Origin of the sequence: Gluconobacter sp. P1D12_c, from assembly GCF_018812105.1 — a bacterium.
GTDB lineage: Bacteria > Pseudomonadota > Alphaproteobacteria > Acetobacterales > Acetobacteraceae > Gluconobacter > Gluconobacter oxydans_A.
Genome location: NZ_JACSIQ010000155.1, coordinates 1 through 630, shown reverse-complemented (window position 1 = coordinate 630; position 630 = coordinate 1). Strand labels below are relative to the sequence as shown.

General features: G+C 47.0%; 1 protein-coding gene. It reads right to left on the bottom strand.

Going from position 1 to position 630, the window contains the following annotated elements; all coding sequences use genetic code 11:
- The coding region (locus KP705_RS16085) for a plasmid recombination protein (RefSeq protein WP_215764967.1) at nucleotides 1-630 on the bottom strand (630 nt) is incomplete at both ends.

The following is a 630-nucleotide window of genomic DNA, read 5'->3' as shown; positions in this document are numbered from 1 at the left end:
AATTACTCGCTTTCAACTTCTCATTTTGATTCTTCAATAAATGAATTTCATTTTCACGAGACTTCGCACCATCATCAAAACGGCTTTTCGTGAATGACTCAGAAACCTGAACAACACCACCAGCAACAGCAGAAGAAACAGCACCAACCAACGTGCCAGCCTTCTCAAACTTTTCAGCCTTAGCTTTTGCAGCATCAACACGCTTTGCAACAGCACGACCATCAGCCAGAGCAATAGCTAAAGCCTTGGCTTGTTGCTTCTCCTGGTTCCACTGGTCCCGAGTTAAACGCCTACGACCTGGACCAATACGAGTTAAGCCAGAAGGCTTCCCGACCTTATCCCAATAACTGTCCTGCCAATCTCTAAACGATTGCTTATAGGCTTCATTTTGTTCCTTTGGAGATAACCCATCCGCCTTGGCCTTCTGCTTTGCACTATCCCCAGGATGTAAGCTGATCGCCTTCAAATCATCAGGAACGATGAAAGCATGAAGATGAGGAAAAGCCTCATCATCATGCCTGATGACTGTCTTCAACTGGTCCCCATACGTGTCCTGCAACCACTTGACCGACCGAGCTTGCCAACGCTTACAATCGGCATCCATCTCACCTGGCCAAGACAGAACAATGC